The 15276-nt window shown below is 40.9% G+C and carries 14 protein-coding genes and 2 rRNA genes; 5 read left to right on the plus strand and 11 right to left on the minus strand.

Features of this window, described 5'->3' with window-relative positions; genetic code table 11:
- Positions 1 to 136 precede the first annotated feature (136 nt).
- From accC to P767_RS0107030, 5 genes are all read right to left on the minus strand, one after another.
- Positions 137 to 1474 carry an acetyl-CoA carboxylase biotin carboxylase subunit gene (accC, locus tag P767_RS0107015; RefSeq protein WP_026763945.1) on the minus strand — a complete coding sequence of 446 codons (1338 nt, stop codon included), beginning with the start codon at positions 1472 to 1474 and terminating at the stop codon, positions 137 to 139.
- Between the two features lie 25 nt (positions 1475 to 1499).
- Complete coding sequence (locus P767_RS18830) at positions 1500 to 1676, minus strand: acetyl-CoA carboxylase biotin carboxyl carrier protein (protein ID WP_316929614.1); 177 nt, start codon at positions 1674 to 1676, stop codon at positions 1500 to 1502.
- Positions 1661 to 1972 carry a hypothetical protein gene (locus tag P767_RS16240; protein ID WP_245586854.1) on the minus strand — a complete coding sequence of 104 codons (312 nt, stop codon included), beginning with the start codon at positions 1970 to 1972 and terminating at the stop codon, positions 1661 to 1663. The genes P767_RS18830 and P767_RS16240 overlap by 16 nt, the downstream gene beginning before the upstream one ends.
- Positions 1973 to 2123: 151 nt before the next feature.
- Positions 2124 to 2690 carry an elongation factor P gene (efp, locus tag P767_RS0107025; protein WP_026763946.1) on the minus strand — a complete coding sequence of 189 codons (567 nt, stop codon included), beginning with the start codon at positions 2688 to 2690 and terminating at the stop codon, positions 2124 to 2126.
- Between the two features lie 89 nt (positions 2691 to 2779).
- A complete protein-coding gene (locus P767_RS0107030) occupies positions 2780 to 3286 on the minus strand; it encodes a hypothetical protein (protein ID WP_026763947.1) in 507 nt (168 codons plus the stop codon).
- Between the two features lie 171 nt (positions 3287 to 3457).
- Here P767_RS0107030 and P767_RS0107035 point away from each other — a divergent pair, with 171 nt between their 5' ends.
- Positions 3458 to 3796 (plus strand): PadR family transcriptional regulator, encoded by a 339-nt coding sequence (locus tag P767_RS0107035; protein ID WP_026763948.1) that lies wholly within the window; start codon positions 3458 to 3460, stop codon positions 3794 to 3796.
- Positions 3793 to 4479, plus strand: coding sequence for a hypothetical protein (locus tag P767_RS17615; RefSeq protein WP_051417210.1), 687 nt, complete (start codon positions 3793 to 3795; stop codon positions 4477 to 4479). The genes P767_RS0107035 and P767_RS17615 overlap by 4 nt, the downstream gene beginning before the upstream one ends.
- 68 nt (positions 4480 to 4547) lie before the next feature.
- Here the strand turns inward: P767_RS17615 and aspS are convergent, their stop codons facing one another.
- Positions 4548 to 6374, minus strand: a complete 1827-nt coding sequence (gene aspS, locus P767_RS0107045) for an aspartate--tRNA ligase (protein ID WP_026763949.1) — start codon at positions 6372 to 6374, stop codon at positions 4548 to 4550.
- 106 nt (positions 6375 to 6480) lie between these two features.
- Between aspS and P767_RS0107050 the strand changes: the two genes are divergently transcribed.
- Positions 6481 to 7626 (plus strand): MFS transporter, encoded by a 1146-nt coding sequence (locus tag P767_RS0107050; RefSeq protein WP_026763950.1) that lies wholly within the window; start codon positions 6481 to 6483, stop codon positions 7624 to 7626.
- Positions 7627 to 7636: 10 nt separating this feature from the next.
- Positions 7637 to 8899: a replication-associated recombination protein A gene (locus tag P767_RS0107055; protein WP_026763951.1), complete on the plus strand. Its 1263-nt coding sequence runs from the start codon at positions 7637 to 7639 to the stop codon at positions 8897 to 8899.
- Positions 8900 to 8916: 17 nt separating this feature from the next.
- Here P767_RS0107055 and P767_RS16250 read toward each other — a convergent pair whose 3' ends face one another.
- Together P767_RS16250 and P767_RS18665 are read right to left on the minus strand one after the other, a co-directional pair.
- Positions 8917 to 9957, minus strand: a complete 1041-nt coding sequence (locus tag P767_RS16250; protein WP_216593259.1) for an FAD-dependent oxidoreductase — start codon at positions 9955 to 9957, stop codon at positions 8917 to 8919.
- Positions 9852 to 10388, minus strand: a complete 537-nt coding sequence (locus tag P767_RS18665) for an NAD(P)-binding protein (protein ID WP_216593212.1) — start codon at positions 10386 to 10388, stop codon at positions 9852 to 9854. The genes P767_RS16250 and P767_RS18665 overlap by 106 nt, the downstream gene beginning before the upstream one ends.
- A 147-nt stretch (positions 10389 to 10535) precedes the next feature.
- Here P767_RS18665 and P767_RS0107065 point away from each other — a divergent pair, with 147 nt between their 5' ends.
- Positions 10536 to 11009 carry a GNAT family N-acetyltransferase gene (locus P767_RS0107065; RefSeq protein ID WP_026763952.1) on the plus strand — a complete coding sequence of 158 codons (474 nt, stop codon included), beginning with the start codon at positions 10536 to 10538 and terminating at the stop codon, positions 11007 to 11009.
- On the opposite strand, the gene P767_RS0107070 is transcribed toward P767_RS0107065, so the two are convergent.
- From P767_RS0107070 to P767_RS17930, 3 genes are all read right to left on the minus strand, one after another.
- Complete coding sequence (locus P767_RS0107070) at positions 10981 to 12255, minus strand: sensor histidine kinase (RefSeq protein ID WP_026763953.1); 1275 nt, start codon at positions 12253 to 12255, stop codon at positions 10981 to 10983. The genes P767_RS0107065 and P767_RS0107070 overlap by 29 nt on opposite strands.
- 188 nt (positions 12256 to 12443) lie before the next feature.
- Positions 12444 to 12554, minus strand: a 5S ribosomal RNA gene (gene rrf / locus P767_RS0107075).
- A gap of 61 nt (positions 12555 to 12615) precedes the next feature.
- A 23S ribosomal RNA gene (locus P767_RS17930) occupies positions 12616 to 15276 on the minus strand.

Raw genomic sequence — 15276 nt, forward strand, 5'->3', positions numbered from 1 at the left:
ATAACGTGTAGTATACGCATAAGCAAATTGAACCTTCTAAAAATTCATATAAAAAGCCCCCGGAATTTTTCGGGGGCTTTTTTTTAGGCATCAATATAATCTAAAATTGATACCCGATTATTTCTGCATGAATGTATTACTTCATTGTAAAAGACTCCAGGAACTTGGTTGTAAAATTCCCTTTTCTGAAATCTTCATTCTGCATCAACTGCAAGTGAAATGGAATGGTTGTTTTAACTCCTTCAATTACATACTCACTCAAAGCTCTGTACATAGTATCTATGGCTTCTTCGCGGGTTTGCGCTACCGTAATTAATTTACCAATCATGGAATCATAGTAAGGAGGGATTACATACCCCGCATACACATGACTGTCTACTCTTACACCATGACCTCCGGGCGTAAAGAGATTCGTAATTTTTCCGGGTGAAGGTCTGAAATCATTGTATGGATCTTCAGCATTGATTCTGCACTCGATAGCATGTAACTGAGGTTCGTAGTTTCTGCCAGAGATCTTCTCTCCCATGGCAATCTTGATTTGTTCTTTAATTAAATCGTAGCTAACTACTTCTTCGGTAACACAATGCTCTACCTGAATACGGGTATTCATTTCCATGAAGTAGAAATTGCGGTGCTTATCTACCAGGAATTCAATGGTCCCTACGCTTTCATAGTTAATAGCAGCCGCTGCCTTTATTGCTGCTTCTCCCATGCGTGCACGTAAATCAGCTGTCATGAAAGGAGATGGAGACTCTTCTACCAGTTTCTGGTGACGACGCTGTATTGAACAATCTCTCTCACTTAAGTGGCAAACATTTCCGTATTGGTCACCAGCCACCTGAATTTCAATATGACGAGGTTCCTCAACGAATTTTTCCATGTAAATACCGTCATTCTTAAAGGAGGCCGCAGCTTCCATTTTAGCGGTAGTATATGCTTTTTCTATTTCTTCTTCGCTCCATACCACACGCATCCCTTTACCACCACCTCCGGCTGTTGCCTTAAGAATAACAGGGTAGCCTACTTCTTTGGCCAGCGCTTTGGTTTGCTCTATGCTTTCCAGCAATCCTTCTCCGCCTGGTACCACTGGAACACCCGCTTTAATCATGGTTTCCTTTGCCGTGATCTTATCTCCCATCTTACTGATCATATCAGGAGTAGGGCCAATAAACTTTATACCGTGGTCTGCACATATCTGAGAAAATCTTGCATTCTCTGCCAGAAATCCGTAGCCGGGATGTATAGCATCTGCATTGGTAATTTCTGCAGCCGCCATAATATGCGCAATATTTAAATAGGAATCACTACTCTGCGGCTTTCCAATACAAACCGCTTCATCCGCGAACTTAACATGAAGGCTATCTCTGTCAGCAGTTGAATATACAGCTACTGTTTTAATGCCCATCTCTCTGCAGGTTCTGATTACACGCAAAGCAATCTCACCTCTGTTGGCAATTAGTATTTTTTTAAACATGTAATTTTTTTGGGTAAAGAATCGATTAAGCCGGTTCAACCAGGAACAAAGGCTGATCATATTCTACTGGGCTTGCATCATCCACCAGTACTTTCACAATCGTTCCCTTCACTTCACTTTCAATTTCATTGAATAGTTTCATCGCTTCAATAATACAAACAACTTTACCAGGAGCAATTTCTGCACCTACGTCAGCAAGAATGGGTTTATCCGGAGCAGGTCTGCGGTAAAAAGTCCAATCATTGGACTCTTAATGGTAATTAAGTTGTCGGCTTTAGGTGCAGGGGCTACAGCGGGTGCCGCAGGAGCTGCGGCAGCTGGAGCAGGAGCCGGAGCCGCAGTAGTAAACACTTGATGACTTGGAGCAGCAGCCACGGTAACAGCAGGTTCTTCCTTCTGCTTGATGGTTACTTTACCATCCTTATCCTCGATGCTGATTTCTCCGATATTACTTTTGTTGATGATTTTGATTAATTCGTGGATTTGCTTTAAGTCCATAAATGGCAATTTTAGGGGTAAAAACAGTTATTTTTTACTGAAATCGGGGGCAAAATAGCCTTTTTTTAATAAAAACAGCGGTTTTTCTGTTTGTAAACAAAATGACCTGAATCAATATGTTCAGGTCATTTTTATCCGGTAATCCGGTTAATTATTCTTTTACGCGCTCAACGTAATCTCCAGACTTGGTGTTGATACGGATTAATTCATCCTGGTCAACAAACAAAGGAACCATAACGGTAGCCCCTGTTTCAATCGTTGCCGCTTTCAATGCACGGGTTGCGGTATCACCCTTTAATCCGGGTTCGCAGTAAGTAATTCTTACCACAATTTTTTCAGGTAATTCAGCGCCAATGGGTTGTTCGGTTTCTGTGTTGATGAAAACAAAAACTTCTGAACCATCCATTAAAAACTGAGGCGCATCAATCATTTCTTCTGATAATGCAATTTGCTCAAATGTTTCATTGTTCATAAGGTTGTAGCCAGTTTCATCTTTGTAAAGAAACTGAAAAGCCTTCTTTTCTACTCTCACCGGAAAGATGTTCTCACCACTGTTCCAGGTTTTCTCAATTGAACGCTTATTGTCTACTCCTTTCAACTTGGCCCAAACTTTGGCTGCAGCTCTGGCAGTCTTGTTTTCACCAAATTCTACAACAGAGTATAAATTACCATCCAATTTTAAAATCATGCCACGACTGATGTCGGAAGTTGTTGCCATATAATTTTTTTTAATATAGTGTCTGGATAAGACGGTTGCAAAAGTAGGAAATACGATGGAAACAACAAATAAGCTTACCCTTTAGTATGTTATTGTCCAAATAAATAGGCGTATTTACGCAAAAGCCTGAAACTCATCTGAACATGAATTATTGCGGTAATACTTACTACAAACATAATTACCGCAACCGTTTTGAACATGCTCACCATGGTTTCCATGGAAATCTGCCCTGATAATTCGGGTTGTTGCTCCATTACATCCGTTAACATTTGCTGCAACTGTAAATCCCCCAGAAAAAATACCCCTGAAGAATTAAGGAAAAACATACCTGCAATAAATAAAGTTCCATAAGCATTTACCTTAATCCAGTCTCTGAGAGAGTGGCTGCACTGACGCTGATTGCCTATTCCATTAAGCAAAAACCTTAGCGAGGCAAATACATAAATAACCAAACAAGCCATTACAAAAGCAATAAACAACATGGCAGGATTCCCTGAAAGACCCATGAGCAGGACGAAAATGTCGATCAGCGCTATAAAAAAAGCAATAGGAACCAATATAAAAGAGAGAATTCTGTAAATAGTCAGTTGTTTCATAAATGCAAACGATATATAGGCCCTAAAGGTAAAGAATTATCTCTTGGGGATTCCCGATAAAGCAGAATGGTTGTATGCACATAAAAATTATGCATAATTTTCTTATGTATTTAGAAATTATGTATTATTGCATTTGAATAACAGCATTCATTCAACAGCAATTCATTGAAAATGAAAAAATCTTCTCTCTACAAAGGGTGTCTGGAACCCATCCTTTTAAGGCTATTAAAAGACAATGGAAGAATGTACGGATACCAAATGACGCAGATGGTAAAAGAAATTACAAAGGGTGAACTGAATATTACCGAAGGAGCATTGTACCCCTTGCTGCACAAGCTGGAAGAACAGGGAATCGTGGAAACCGAAACAGAAATGAACGGCAATCGAATGCGCAAGTATTACAGCTTAACCAAAGCAGGTAAAAAACAAACAGCGGTTGCTATGGACGAAATGAAAGCATTCATGCAAAGTCTGGAATTCATTGTAAACCCCAAAGCCATAATAGGATGATTACTGAAGCCCAATACGAAAGTCTGTTTGCCTTTTGCCGAAAGCATTACGTACAGTATTATGATGTACAGGTTGAACTGGTAGATCATTTATCTGAAGCCATAGAAGAAAAAATGCAAGCCAATCCCAAACTCTCTTTTGAGCAAGCACTTGAAGAAGTGTACGCAGGCTTTGGCATCAAAGGGTTTGCTGATATTGTTGCCACCCGAATGCAAATGGTGAGCAAAAAAAGCAGAAATCAAAAATGGAAACTGTTCTTCTCTTATTTCACACTACCTAAAATTGCAATGACCGTCTGCATTTATGCGGCAATGCTCTTAATTGGCAAATTGTTGACACAAGAATATCATCGTGGTCTGTTCTTATTTATTGTAGGTATTGGCCTGTTTATTTTTGAAATAGTGTACACACTCAAAATGAACAAACTTTTCAAAGCACAAAAAAAGGAAATGATACTAACGAGTGAGCGACTTTCAGGAATTATTCATTCAGGTTTATTTGTACAGATATTTTTCAGTAACAGTTTATTTGATTATGCAGGAGTAAAACAAATGCACTTCACTGCCTATGCCTTTGTTGCGCTGTTCATGTTGGTCATATTCATTTCTCTTTTGGCCCACCGCGATTTTGTAAAAGAGTTGCATCGCAATGCCATTACACAATACCCCAAAGCATTTGCATAATACATCAATTTAAAAAAGCCACTTAAGATAAATTAAGTGGCTTTAGTTATAAGATATGAATGTGCTTTTTACTTCAAATTCAATTTAATCTGCAATTCATCAAATTGCTTGTCATCAATGCTACTTGGTGCATCCAGCATTACGTCTCTTCCACTGTTGTTTTTGGGGAAGGCAATGAAGTCACGGATGCTTTCGCTTCCACCTAAAATAGCGCATAGGCGATCAAAACCAAATGCAATACCACCGTGCGGAGGTGCACCATATTCAAAAGCACCCAATAAGAAACCAAACTTATGTTGAGCTTCTTCTTCGGTCATGCCTAATGCGGCAAACATTTTCTCCTGTAGCGGTCGCTGATAAATACGGATAGAGCCTCCTCCTATTTCATTTCCGTTCAATACCATATCATAGGCATTGGCTTTGATATTAGAATAAGGGTGTTCCAGGTATTTGTCCGCATTTTCAATTACCGGATTGTTATTGATCATGATATTAATATGGTCAGGTTTGGGAGAAGTGAAAGGATGGTGTCTGGCCACCCAGCGATTTTCTTCTTCAGCATATTCAAACAATGGGAAGTCCATCACCCATAGTAGCTTAAACTCATTGTCCTTGCGCAGTCCAAGACGCTTACCCATTTCCAGACGGAGTTCGCTGATGGCTTTTCGGGTTCTTTCTTCACGGCCTGCTAAAATTAAAACCAGATCTCCTGCTTTTGCACCAGCAGAATCTGCTATTGCTTTTAATTTGTCTTCCGTATAAAACTTATCTACGCTGCTCTTGTAAGTACCGTCTGCATTGCATTTAATAAACACCAAACCCTGCATGCCAATCTGTGGTCTTTTAACCCACTCTGTTAATTCATCTGTTTGTTTACGGGTATATTCAGCACAACCAGGAACAGCAATTGCCAGCACCGTTTCAGCATTATCAAATACTCCAAATCCAGCCCCATTAATCAATTCACCAGTTGCTGAAATTTTACCAGCTTTCAAAAAAGCACTCTTCAGATTAGAGAGCTTCATGCCAAAGCGGATATCAGGCTTATCATTACCGTAATTCCACATGGCATCTTCCCATGACATGCGCTCTACGGTTTCGGTATAGTCAATATTTTTTACGTCCTTAAAAACACGCTTAACCATTCCCTCAAACATCTGCAGTATATCTTCCTGTTCTACAAATGCCATTTCACAGTCGATCTGCGTAAACTCAGGCTGACGATCTGCTCGCAAATCTTCATCTCTGAAGCATTTCACAATCTGATAATAACGATCGTAACCACTCACCATCAGCAATTGCTTAAAGGTTTGCGGGCTCTGTGGCAATGCATAAAACTGCCCTGGATTCATTCTGGATGGAACCACAAAATCTCTCGCCCCTTCAGGGGTAGATTTAATTAAGAAAGGGGTTTCAATATCCATGAATTGATTCTCATGCAAATAATTTCTAGCAGAACGATTTACGGCATAACGTAATTCCAGATTTCGTTTTACTGCATTTCTTCTTAAATCCAGAAAACGATACTTCATTCTTAAATCATCCCCACCATCGGTATCATCCTGAATGGTAAAAGGAGGTACAGCCGACTTATTTAAGATGGTAAACTCACTCACCACAATTTCAATATCACCAGTTGGTATATTGGGATTTTTATTGCTTCTTTCCTGCACCATTCCTTTGGCCTGCAGAACAAACTCACGACCTAAAGGCTGCTCTTCCAATTGTTTTGCCAGGTTTTCACCAAATAACAACTGGGTAATTCCGTAGCGGTCTCTAAGGTCTACGAAAGTAATGGCACCAAATTTTCTGACAGTCTGAACCCAACCCGCTAAAACGGTTTCCGAGCCCACATTGGAGATTCTTAATTCTCCGCAAGTATTTGAACGATACATAATCTTACTGAAATTTATACCAGGCCAGGCCTGTTTCTGAGCGCAAATATAACCTAAATGGGTCAAGTAGAAGGATTGAGGTATTTTTGCAACCTGAATCAAGAATATGGGTCATCAAACACTGTCGAAGCGAACACATCGACTGGCAATAGGAACTTATTTTTTTATAGCTGGAATTACATTTGCCAGCTGGGCCAGCAGAATCCCCGATATCAAACAAAAACTGGAACTCAATGATGCGGAACTGGGTGGTATTTTATTTGCCTTACCCACCGGATCCATGGTCAGTTTACCCATCTCTGGCTGGCTGGTAGCTAAACTGGGCAGCAGAACCGTTATGCTGCTGGCAGCCCTGTGCTACCCGCTGGTGTTAAGCTTACTGGGAACTGCCAATACCGTAATGGCCTTAACTGCCTTATTATTCTTTTTTGGATTGCTGGGGAATATGATGAATATATCAGTGAACACACAAGCTGTTGCTGTAGAGGAATTATATGGTAAATCTATCATGGCTTCCTTTCACGGTATCTGGAGTCTGGCAGGATTTACGGGTGCAGCTGTTGGTACCATAATGATATCCTTTGGATTAATTCCACTTCAACATTTTTTAATTGTTGCGCTTACCATGATGTCCATGGCATTGATAATGAAATTTGGCAGAATGCCTAAAGATGCGGTAACAGGCAATCAACCCATTTTTGTAAAACCAGATTCCTCTCTTTTAAAACTGGGTTTAATTTCCTTTTGTTGCATGGCAGCAGAAGGAACCATGTTCGACTGGAGTGGTATCTATTTTCAAAAAGTGGTACAGGCACCGCCATCATTGGTAACACTGGGTTATTCGGCATTCATGGGCACCATGGCATTGGGCAGATTTTTAGGAGATGGATTGGTACTAAGGTTTGGACGAAAAGAAATCTTACAGGCAAGCGGTGGGATTATAGCTGCCGGATTATTTCTGGCGGTTTTCTTTCCGTCCATAGTTACCGCAACCATTGGCTTTTTGATGGTAGGGTTCGGCGTTTCTTCTGTAGTTCCGATTGTATATAGTCAGGCAGGTAAATCAGAAAAAATGAGTCCTGGCATGGCATTGGCTGCTGTATCCAGCATTGGATTTTTTGGCTTTTTTATAGGCCCCCCATTAATTGGATTCATCGCAGAAGCTTTTGGATTACAGTGGTCCTTTGGTATCATTGCCATACTTGGATTTGGCACCACGGTTCTGGCAGGATTCACTAATTTTAAATCGTAAACACAAAGGAATGTTGTTCGAGTCACAGATACCGCTTGCAGAAAGAATGCGCCCCAATACCCTTGATGATATTGTTGGACAGGAACATATTACGGGCAAGGGTAGTATGCTAAGAACTGCATTGGAAAAAGGAACCATTCCTTCCATGATTCTCTGGGGGCCTCCCGGTGTAGGTAAAACAACCCTGGCAAATGTGATAACACAAACCTTACAGGTACCCTATTTTCAGTTATCTGCCATTAGCAGTGGCGTGAAAGAAGTAAGAGAAGTTATTGAGCAGGCCAAAGAGTTGAAGAGTGCGGTTTTATTCATAGATGAAATACACCGCTTCAATAAAAGCCAACAGGACGCATTATTGGGTGCAGTTGAAAAAGGAACCATCCGCTTAATTGGAGCAACCACCGAAAATCCATCCTTCGAAGTAAATGCGGCATTGTTAAGCAGGTGCCAGGTATATGTGCTGAAGGCATTGGAAAAAGAAAAACTGGTTCAACTGATACAAGAAGCGATTCAGAAAGATGAACTGCTAAAAACAAAAAATATTGAGCTACTGGAAACAGAAGCTTTGATCAACCTAAGTGGTGGTGATGGCAGAAAATTATTAAACCTACTAGAGATAGTAATTCAGTCTGGAGTAACCCGTATTACAGATGAAGCCGTTCAAAAAGTAGCCCAACAAAAAATAGCTTTGTACGACAAAAGCGGAGAACAGCATTATGATATAGTTTCTGCATTTATTAAAAGTATGCGGGGCTCTGATCCCAATGGTGCTGTGTACTGGTTAGCAAGAATGATTGAAGGCGGAGAAGATGTAAAATTTATAGCCAGAAGGATGCTGATTTTTGCGAGTGAAGATATCGGGAATGCCAATCCAAATGCGCTGTTGCTGGCCAATGGCACATTCGATGCGGTTTCAAAAATCGGATATCCGGAAAGTAGAATTATATTATCGCAATGTGCTACCTATTTAGCCAGTTCTCCTAAGAGCAATGCCGCATATGAAGCCATAGCAAAAGCGCAGAAAGCCGTTGCTCAGCACGGGGATCTTTCTGTTCCGCTTCATTTAAGAAATGCACCCACCAAGTTGATGAAACAAATGGATTATGGCAAAGATTACCAGTATTCGCATCTGGGAGAAAATAATTTTATTGAACAGGAATATTTACCTGTGCCTTTGGTGAATACATCATTTTATATTCCTGGCAACAATGCACGTGAGAATGAAATCAAGAAATTCCTGAAAGAAAGATGGAAGGGAAAATACGGTTACTAGTTCCGTATATCTTGTTATTATTGCTGTAGCTTTTGTGGCACCAATCTTTCCGCTATTTTCTGATGTTCCGCTCCTCGTTCGCCGCCTTCATGGTATTCGGCATCTTCGTTTACATCCCAAAGATCATAAACTTCTTTTCCAGCCACTATATTTTTCGCAGCCAGCATAGCAGTCATCATACTATGATCCTGGTTATTGTATTTATGCATGCCATTTCTACCCACAAGGTATAAGCCCGGGTACTCTTTAATTGCTTCTCTAACGGTGTTTACTCTTTCTTTATACTCCTGATCGTAAACAGGATATGCTTTGGGCTGCCTAACTACATAGCCATCAACAATAGCACTCGGCTTTGTTAATCCAATTTGAGCAATTTCTTTGGTTGCCAAAGCAATTAAATCAGCATCACTGCTTGTCCATAAACCATCTCCTTCAAAGCAGAAATACTCCAATCCATAACAAGCCATTTCAGGATCGGGTACCATATAAGGACTCCAGGATTTAAAATTTTGTATTCTACCTACTTTAACACTTGGATCATGAATATAAATCCAGTTATCACTGAACGCATCTTCATCTTTACAAATTAAAACAACAGTAAGAAAATCACGATAACCCAACTGAGATGCATCAGCTAATACCTCTGCGTTAAAAGCGGGTTTTACAGATTGAATCAACTCACGCATTGGAGCAGATGAAAGCACATAATCAAAATCAGTATGCGTATTTCCATCTTCAGTCTGCACTGTCCATTTCTGATTGTTCAGAGAAATATCTTTAACTCCACTGTTCATTTTTACCTGCACACCCATGGCGATGCATTTCTCAGTACATCGCTCCCACATTAATCCAGGTCCCTGTTTTGGATAACGGAACGAATCAATCAGGGTTTTAATTACGTCACCTTTATTGGATGGCTTGGGTTTAAACAAAGCATTCCAGATAGCACTACTTAAGGAAAGACCTTTAATACGCTGTGCAGCCCAGTCTGCGGAAATTTCCTTACAGGGTATACCCCATACTTTTTCGGTATAGGTTTTAAAAAAATATTGAATAATCTTTGACCAAACTGGTTAACAACCCAGTCTTCAAAATTCTGAGGATTTTTTTTAGGGAAAATTTTTGCCTTGATATAGCTAAGCACACAAAGCGCACTCTCTATGATACCCAGTTTTTTCAATGCCTCAAATGCAACCAAAGGATAAGAGAAGAATTTTTTATTGTAATAGATTCTGGAACTGCGGGGTCTTTCCAGCATTTCGTCTCCCAGTATTTCGGTCCAGAAATCTTCTACTTCCTTTGACTTGGAAAAAAAACGATGCCCCCCAATATCAAAATGATACCCTTTGTAACTTTCCGTTCTAGAAATCCCTCCAACATAAACCGGATCTTTCTCAAATACAACAACCTCCTGATTCTCTTTACCCAATAAATAAGCAGCGGTTAAACCAGCTGGTCCGGCTCCAATAATTGCGACTCTTTTAGACATGATTTTGTTCGGTATACTTAGTTTAAACTGCCATGCTCATTTTAATTCAGCTATACTTAATTTTACAGCATTGCAACATTGCAGTGGTGCAAAGATGCAGCTTTATTTGCAAACACCGAATTGATACAGAAACATAGCCTGAATTATATGAATCCAACTACCCCATTTTTTTCATTGAAATCTTTTGAAGAACTATTACCCGAAGAACTTTATGCCATTATCCGATTACGCAATGAAGTATTTGTTGTAGAACAAAACTGTGTGTTTCAGGATGCAGATAATAAAGACCAGGGAAGTCTGCATTTAATGTACTGGAACAGAAAAGAACTCATGGCTTATTGCAGGCTATTGCCTGCAGGTCTTGCTTATAAGGAAATGAGCATCGGCAGGGTTGTCAGTTCTCCATTGTACAGAAAAACCGGAGCGGGTCGTCAACTAATTAAAGAAGCAATTGATAGAATGTATAAAACTTTTGGCAGCGGTCCTATTCGCATAGGTGCACAATGTTATTTAATTCAATTTTATGCTTCCTTTGGGTTTGAAGCCGAAGGCGAAGTATATCTGGAAGATGGAATTGAACATATTGAAATGATTATGCCAACAGCGGTAACTCAACAATAAAACGGGTGCCTTTACTTTCCTTTGTTTCAAAGTAAATTTGTCCATTGTGCAGTTCAACTATTTTTTTTGTAATGGCCAAACCAATACCAAAGCTTTTCTCACCATTGGTCCCTTTTCGTTTGGCAACAGTAAATAAATCGAACACTTTATCCTGCATCTTTTGTGGAATGCCAATTCCATGATCCTGCACAGAAAAAACCGCCATCAGATTCTTCTTCTCAAGGCTTACATTAACAGCTGTGCCCTGACGGCTGAATTTTATAGCATTGGTAACCAGATTGGTAATCACTCGCTCAAATTTATCCTGATCAGCATTAAAAATTAATTTTTCATCAGGTAACTGCATATTAATTTCAATGTCTTTTTCATTAGCAGTAAAATACAATATCTGCAGACTTTGACGAATCAACTTATTAAACTCTATTGGTTTAAACTGATAATGTTCCTCAACACTGATATTGGTTTGCATTAAATCGCCAATCAATCTTAAACTGGATGATGCACTTTGATCAATTAACTGAAACATCTCTTTGGAATTATCGTCCAGGTTCTCATCCATCAGCATCATCTTACTGATTCCGGAAATACCACTTAGTGGACTTCTTAAATCGTGTGCAACTGCATTTAATATCCTTTCTTTTTCAGCCTTATTCTCATTCAAATCTGCATATGCTTTCTCTAACCGATACTGATTTTGAAAATAAATAGATTTAAAATAGTATAAACAAATAGAAAAGAATCCCAATGGAAAAATAAGCTTGACTGTCTTTTCTACTATTTGCAACCCATGCATCGTACGAATGGGCAATTCATCTAACCTGATAACAACGAAAGTGGTTGAAACAAAAACGACAAAACTAATATACTGCCAGTTCTTTTCGCATAATACAACAGCAGCTACAATCATGATCAGAAATCGATACTCATTACCATTCTTGAAAAAATAGGCAGTATACGCTGCAATAGCAGCACCTAAAAAAAGTAATAAAGGGCGAAGGTTTACAAATCGTTGCGAATACGATATATAAAAACCGAAAATGAAAATGAAAAGATGAAGAATATTAAAAGAAGCCAAAACGTATTCACCCAGATATAGATTAATAATCATGACAAGCAATGCAAAAGGCGCAGCCATCATAAGAAACAGGTTAAACATATAATTCTTATATGCTTCCCTGAAAGGAGTTGATTCATTGTTACCCAATGAAAGAATTCGGTAGAATATATTGGATGGAGATGTACGCATAAAACGCTTATGCAATTTATACTATTTAATACATTCAAATTCCCTGATATTAGAATTCAGATTATTTACGACAAGAAAACAGGAAATAACACTACAAAGCTATTGTTGATATATGGTTTTCCTATAGTTCCGATACTGTTGACCTATGGGCAAAAAAAAACCTCAATCTTTCGATTGAGGTTCAATAAATATGGCAGCTACCTACTCTCCCAGCTAGATGCGAGTACCATCGGCCATGGGGGACTTAACTTCTCTGTTCGGAATGGGAAGAGGTGAACACCCCCGGCAAAACCACCATAAAATCTTGGGTCATACGACCTTAATATTTTACATATTGGAAAGGAAAAAAACAAAACATAAAAAAATAAAGCTTACGGGCAATTAGTACTACTTGGCTTTGTTGTTACCAACTTTACACCTATAGCCTATCAACGTCGTAGTCTTCGACGACCCTTAAAAGTAAACTCATCTTGTGGAAGGTTTCACGCTTAGATGCTTTCAGCGTTTATCCTTGCCGTACATAGCTACTCTGCATTACACCTGGCGGCATAACAGATACACCAGCGGTACGTACAACCCGGTCCTCTCGTACTAAGGTCATGTCCACTCAATTTACTAGCGCCCACCACAGATAGGGACCGAACTGTCTTGCGACGTTCTGAACCCAGTTCACGTGCCACTTTAATCGGCGAACAGCCGAACCCTTGGGACCTTCTCCAGCCCCAGGATGTGACGAACCGACATCGAGGTGCCAAACCTTACCGTCGATATGAGCTCTTGGGTAAGATCAGCCTGTTATCCCCGGAGTACCTTTTATCCTTTGAGCGATGGCCCTTCCATACAGAACCACCGGATCACTTTAGCCAGCTTTCGCTCCTGCTCGACGTGTTTGTCTCACAGTCAAGCACCCTTTTACTAATGCGCTCTGCGTACGATTACCAACCGTACTGAGGGTACCTTTGCGAGCCTCCGTTACTTTTTAGGAGGCGACCACCCCAGTCAAACTACCCACCATGCAATGTCCCCTTGTTCAGGGTTAGGTTCTAAGCAACAAAAGGTTGGTATTTCAACGATGACTCCACAATGCCTGGCGACACTGCTTCATAGTCTCCCAACTATCCTACACATTTGTTGCTCAAAATCAATGCAAAGTTGTAGTGAAGGTTCACGGGGTCTTTCCGTCCCGTGGCGGGTAACCGGCATCTTCACCGATACTACAATTTCACCGGGCTCGTGGAGGAGACAGTGTACAACTCATTAGACCATTCGTGCAGGTCGGAACTTACCCGACAAGGAATTTCGCTACCTTAGGACCGTTATAGTTACGGCCGCCGTTTACTGGGGCTTCAGTCAGGAGCTTTGACTTGCGTCGAACACCCTTCCTTAACCTTCCAGCACCGGGCAGGTTTCAGGCTCTATACGTCAACTTACGTTTTTGCAGGGCCCTGTGTTTTTGTTAAACAGTTGGTTGTACCATTTTACTGTGACCATCTCGCGATGGTACGCTTTATCCCGAAGTTACAGCGTTAATTTGCCTAGTTCCTTCTCCACGGCTCACCCGAGCGCGTTAGAATACTCATCCCGTCTACCTGTGTCGGATTCCGGTACTGGCTGCTATGCTCGCTTTTCTTGGCAGGGATTTTATGATTTCGCTTCGTCCGAAGACTCCACTCAGGCGTACACTTCCGTCCGTACGCAATCACCACGTCCCTGCGTCACTTTTAATGCATAGTAGGTGAAGGAATATTAACCTTCTTTCCATCAGATGCCCCTTTCGGGTTTTCCTAAGGACCAGACTAACCCTGATCCGATTAACGTTGATCAGGAAACCTTAGACTTTTCGCGTTAAAGTTTTTCACTTTAATTATCGTTACTTATGCCTACATTTTCTTTTGAAATCGCTCCAGCATATCTCGCGATACACCTTCTGTGCAGATTTCAATGCTCCCCTACCACTCTAGCAAGCTAGAATTTAGAACTTCGGTTCGTAGTTTGATGCCCGATTATTTTCCGTGCAGGATCTCTCGACCAGTGAGCTGTTACGCACTCTTTAAATGAATGGCTGCTTCCAAGCCAACATCCTGGCTGTTATAGAAATCCCACCTCGTTTGATCAACTTAACTACGTATTAGGGACCTTAGTTGCTAATCTGGGTTATTTCCCTCTCGGCCCTGGACCTTAGCGCCCAAAGCCTCACTGCTGCAGATATTTATTAGCATTCGGAGTTTGTCAGGGTTTGGTAGGCGGTGAAGCCCCCTAGCCCAATCAGTAGCTCTACCTCTAATAAACTTCATAATGCAACGCTGTTCCTAAAAACATTTCGGGGAGAACGAGCTATCTCTCAGTTTGATTGGCCTTTCACCCCTATCCACAGGTCATCCCAAGACTTTTCAACGTCAACGGGTTCGGTCCTCCAGTGTGTGTTACCACACCTTCAACCTGCCCATGGATAGATCACAAAGTTTCGCGTCTGCCCCCACTGACTATTCGCCCTATTTGGACTCGCTTTCGCTTCGGCTCCGTTATATAAGAACTTAACCTCGCCAGTGAGGAGCAACTCGTAGGCTCATTATGCAAAAGGCACGCCGTCATCCCGATAAATCGGGACTCCGACCGCTTGTAGGCGCACGGTTTCAGGTACTATTTCACTCCCCTGTTCGGGGTGCTTTTCACCTTTCCCTTACGGTACTGGTTCACTATCGGTGTCTGAGGAGTATTTAGCCTTACCAGATGGTGCTGGCAAATTCACGCAAGATTCCTCCGGTCCCGCGTTACTCAGGATACTGCTCGTCCTTGTTAATTTGCACCTACAGGGCTATCACCTGCTATGGCTCATCTTTCCAGATGATTCGGTTTGATAACAACTTCTAAATGCAGTCCTATAACCCCGGATCAGCACGCTGACCCGGTTTGGGCTCTTCCCTTTTCGCTCGCCACTACTCAGGGAATCATTATTATTTTCTTTTCCTCCCGGTACTTAGATGTTTCAGTTCTCGGGGTTGGCTTCCCGATTAAAATCGG

Origin of the sequence: Sediminibacterium salmoneum NBRC 103935, from assembly GCF_000511175.1 — a bacterium.
Lineage (GTDB): Bacteria > Bacteroidota > Bacteroidia > Chitinophagales > Chitinophagaceae > Sediminibacterium > Sediminibacterium salmoneum.

Excerpts from the sequence above, each read along its gene's own strand:
- accC (WP_026763945.1), bottom strand. The coding sequence starts at position 1,474 with ATGTTTAAAAAAATACTAATTGCCAACAGAGGTGAGATTGCTTTGCGT.
- P767_RS16240 (WP_245586854.1), bottom strand. The coding sequence starts at position 1,972 with ATGGACTTAAAGCAAATCCACGAATTAATCAAAATCATCAACAAAAGT.
- efp (WP_026763946.1), bottom strand. The coding sequence starts at position 2,690 with ATGGCAACAACTTCCGACATCAGTCGTGGCATGATTTTAAAATTGGAT.
- P767_RS0107030 (WP_026763947.1), bottom strand. The coding sequence starts at position 3,286 with ATGAAACAACTGACTATTTACAGAATTCTCTCTTTTATATTGGTTCCT.
- P767_RS0107035 (WP_026763948.1), top strand. The coding sequence starts at position 3,458 with ATGAAAAAATCTTCTCTCTACAAAGGGTGTCTGGAACCCATCCTTTTA.
- P767_RS17615 (WP_051417210.1), top strand. The coding sequence starts at position 3,793 with ATGATTACTGAAGCCCAATACGAAAGTCTGTTTGCCTTTTGCCGAAAG.
- aspS (WP_026763949.1), bottom strand. The coding sequence starts at position 6,374 with ATGTATCGTTCAAATACTTGCGGAGAATTAAGAATCTCCAATGTGGGC.
- P767_RS0107050 (WP_026763950.1), top strand. The coding sequence starts at position 6,481 with ATGGGTCATCAAACACTGTCGAAGCGAACACATCGACTGGCAATAGGA.
- P767_RS0107055 (WP_026763951.1), top strand. The coding sequence starts at position 7,637 with ATGTTGTTCGAGTCACAGATACCGCTTGCAGAAAGAATGCGCCCCAAT.
- P767_RS18665 (WP_216593212.1), bottom strand. The coding sequence starts at position 10,388 with ATGTCTAAAAGAGTCGCAATTATTGGAGCCGGACCAGCTGGTTTAACC.
- P767_RS0107065 (WP_026763952.1), top strand. The coding sequence starts at position 10,536 with ATGAATCCAACTACCCCATTTTTTTCATTGAAATCTTTTGAAGAACTA.
- P767_RS0107070 (WP_026763953.1), bottom strand. The coding sequence starts at position 12,255 with ATGCGTACATCTCCATCCAATATATTCTACCGAATTCTTTCATTGGGT.